Source organism: Calidithermus terrae (genome assembly GCF_003574345.1).
GTDB classification, from domain to species: Bacteria; Deinococcota; Deinococci; order Deinococcales; family Thermaceae; genus Calidithermus; species Calidithermus chliarophilus.
Genome location: NZ_QXDL01000333.1, coordinates 1 through 2775 on the forward strand (window position 1 = coordinate 1; position 2775 = coordinate 2775).

Consider the following 2775-nt stretch of genomic DNA (forward strand, 5'->3'; position numbering starts at 1 on the left):
CACCCCGCCCGCCAGCGCGGGGTGGCACCGCCTCGAGGCCTACCTGCCGCTGCCCCAGGTGCCCGCCGCCGACTTCTGCGACGGGCTGTCGGTGGAGTTCTTGCCCATCATGGCCATCCCGCCCTTCTGCGTCGAACTCGACGCGGTGGGCTTCTCCTGGTGCACCCCCGGCTACCCCGACGAGCCGCTTTGGTTCAACGAGGACCACGCCGCCGAGGTGGTGCGCCGGGCCATCGACCACGGCCTCAGGCGCTACGGGGCGGAGTACCAGCAGCAGGTGCTGCAGGCGCTGGCCCCCCGGGTCAACCCCGGCGCCCTCGAGGTCTTCGCCCCGCTGGCCTGGCAGGCCCACCTCAGCGGGACGGGGGCGGTCGTCGCCGCGGTGGGCGACCTCGCGCCCGACCCCGCGCGGCTGCGCGGCGGGCTGCAGGCGATCCTGCAGGCCGTGCGCCAGGCCCGCCTGCCCCAGCCGGAGGACGGGCTGCGCCTGCCCTACTACGGCCAGAGCCTGCTGGCCCTCAGCCGGGTGGGCCCGCTGGCCGGGGTGGCCGGGCCCTTGTGCCAGGCGGCGGCGGGGTGCGCCGAGGGCCTCTTCGAGCAGGCCCTGCGCGCGGCGGCGGCCACCTCGGGGCTCTCGGGCGTGCAGAAGCCCTACGCCCCGGGGCTGTGGCGCCTGGAGCAGCTCAAGCGTTTTTTCCCGCCCAGCCACCCCCTCATCCAGGAGGCCTTCGGCTACGCCAGCTTCTTCCAGGCGTGGAACCAGCTCACCTTCGGCACCGTGCCCGACCTCACCGCCCGCTGGGTCCCCGGCGAGTACGCGCTGGCCCAGGCCCAGCGCACCCTGGGCTACTGGTACGTGCCCATCAAGCTCAAGATCGTGCTGCAGCAGCCGTGGCTCATCCCCCAGCCCGACCTGCCGCGCCTGCGGCCGGTGGCCCCCTACTTCCTGCCCTACGCCCTCGAGCGCACCCACTGGTCGTGGGTGAGCGTGCCGGAGGGCTACCGCATCCCCCGGGTGGCCGGCACCCCGGGGCTGGGGGTGCCGGGCGGCCCGGCGTGGGACGCCGACGCCCTCTACCGCGCGCTGCTGCGCTAGGAGGAGTGCATGCGAAACATCGTCGTGACGGTCGTGTCCCTGCTGGCGGTGGCGGCGCCGGCCAAGGCCGACCCCGTCGAGGACCTGGCCCGGGTCTACCCCGTCGTGCGCCAGGCGCTGTGCGCGCTCGAGATCACCTGCGCCCTACCCGCCGACGCGCTGTGGCCGGCGGGTTACAACGAGTACCGCCCGGTGGTGGAGCAGGCCAAAGAGGCCCTGCTGCTGGGCCCGCCCGTGCGCATGTCGTGGGCCTACGACCTGCTGGCCCGGCGCTTCGCGGGCGAGGCGGCCGGCTGGCCGCGGGTGAAGATCGTGGTCGACGCCCGCGAGCGCCCCTCCCTGGCGGGCTGGGAGCAGGAGCGGCTGCGCGCGCACGTGCAGGTGGTCAGCGGCGGCGAGCAGGGCGACGCGCTGTCCACCCTCACCGGGCTGGGGCTGCCGCTGGCCTACTTCCGCGGCCCCTCCGGGGAGAAGCTGTACTTCGTGGTGGGCAACGACCTCTTCCTCGAGCCCAAGGGCCCGCTGGCCGAGTCGCTCAAGCCGCTGCTGCTCACCGCCATCGAACTCGTCGAGGCGGCCTCGCGGCGCCAGAAGGAGGTGCGCTGATGCTGATGCGGCGGGCGCTGCGGCTACTGGCTCCGCTCGTCCTCGCGGCGGCGGCTTCCGCCGCCCAGGCCCCGGCCGACCTCGCGGCGAGGTGCGCGGCGCTGCCCGCCGCGCTGGTGCCCAGCCTCCCCAAGCGGCCGGTGGCCCGGCTCAGCGCGAGCCCCGAGGGGCTGGGGGCGCCCGGCACGCTCACCCTGCGGGCGCGGGTGGAGGGCTGGGCGCTGCAGGCCAGCCTCAGCGTGCGCGCCGAGCGGCGCTGGGACGAGCGCGGGGGCCTGCTCGACCTGTGGGCGGGGGGTGCGCTCGAGCGCACCCTGGCCTACGGCCCCCTCCAGGCCGCCGACAACGGGATGCACACCTTCACCCTGCGGGCGCAGGTCTGCTACCGGTCGGGCGGGGCGGTGGCGGGGGAAGAGATCACCGCCCAGGCTCGGGTGCCCGTGTTTATCCCCTGGAGCACGGGCGATCTGCCCTGGCTTGTGTGGCGCGAGGCCGAAGCCGCCAACTACATCAAAGGGGTCCTGAACGACGTGACCGGGGGCCAGCCCATGTTCATCGAGGGCCTGGTCACCGGCCTGGCCGACCCCGTGCGGGCGGTGCTGCGGGACTACCTGGTGAAGGGCTACCTCAACCAGGGGAACTACCCCCCTTCCTGCTCGGGGCTGTGCTACGCCGTCGCGCCGGTGCAGGTGCGGCTGTACGCGGTGGACGGCGCGCGGGCGGGCGGGCTGTTCCAGCTGGGCTGGGCCCAGCTGGGGCTGTACGGCGGCCACAAGGACAGCCGCGCCTTCGAGGTCGGGGGCAAGGGGGTCGCCGGGGTGCTCCTCGTGCGGGGCTACCGCCACGACTACATCCTGCTGTCGGGGAAAGGCGACTTCAGCGACCCGCAGGTGCAGGTGGTGGAGATGCCCAAGGGGGGCGCCGAGGGGCTGCGCCAGGCCCTCGCGCTGGCGGCCCTGCAGTCCCAGGCCAAGGAGGTGCGCCCGTGAGGGGCGGCCTGCGGCAGTGGGGGGCCCTGTTGGCGGCCCTGGCGGCGCTGGCCCCGGGCTCCCTCCCCGCGCGGGCCCAAGCGC

The 2775-nt window shown here is 75.1% G+C and carries 3 protein-coding genes; all 3 read left to right on the forward strand.

Going from position 1 to position 2775, the window contains the following annotated elements:
- A partial coding sequence (locus Mterra_RS22630) for a hypothetical protein (protein ID WP_119316741.1) occupies window positions 1–1096 on the forward strand: 1096 nt, incomplete at its 5' end.
- Between the two features lie 9 nt (window positions 1097–1105).
- Window positions 1106–1702, forward strand: a complete 597-nt coding sequence (locus tag Mterra_RS20250; RefSeq protein WP_119316742.1) for a hypothetical protein — start codon at window positions 1106–1108, stop codon at window positions 1700–1702.
- Window positions 1702–2691 carry a hypothetical protein gene (locus tag Mterra_RS20255; protein WP_119316743.1) on the forward strand — a complete coding sequence of 330 codons (990 nt, stop codon included), beginning with the start codon at window positions 1702–1704 and terminating at the stop codon, window positions 2689–2691. Before Mterra_RS20250 ends, Mterra_RS20255 begins: the two co-directional genes overlap by 1 nt.
- The last annotated feature ends 84 nt before the right edge of the window (window positions 2692–2775 follow it).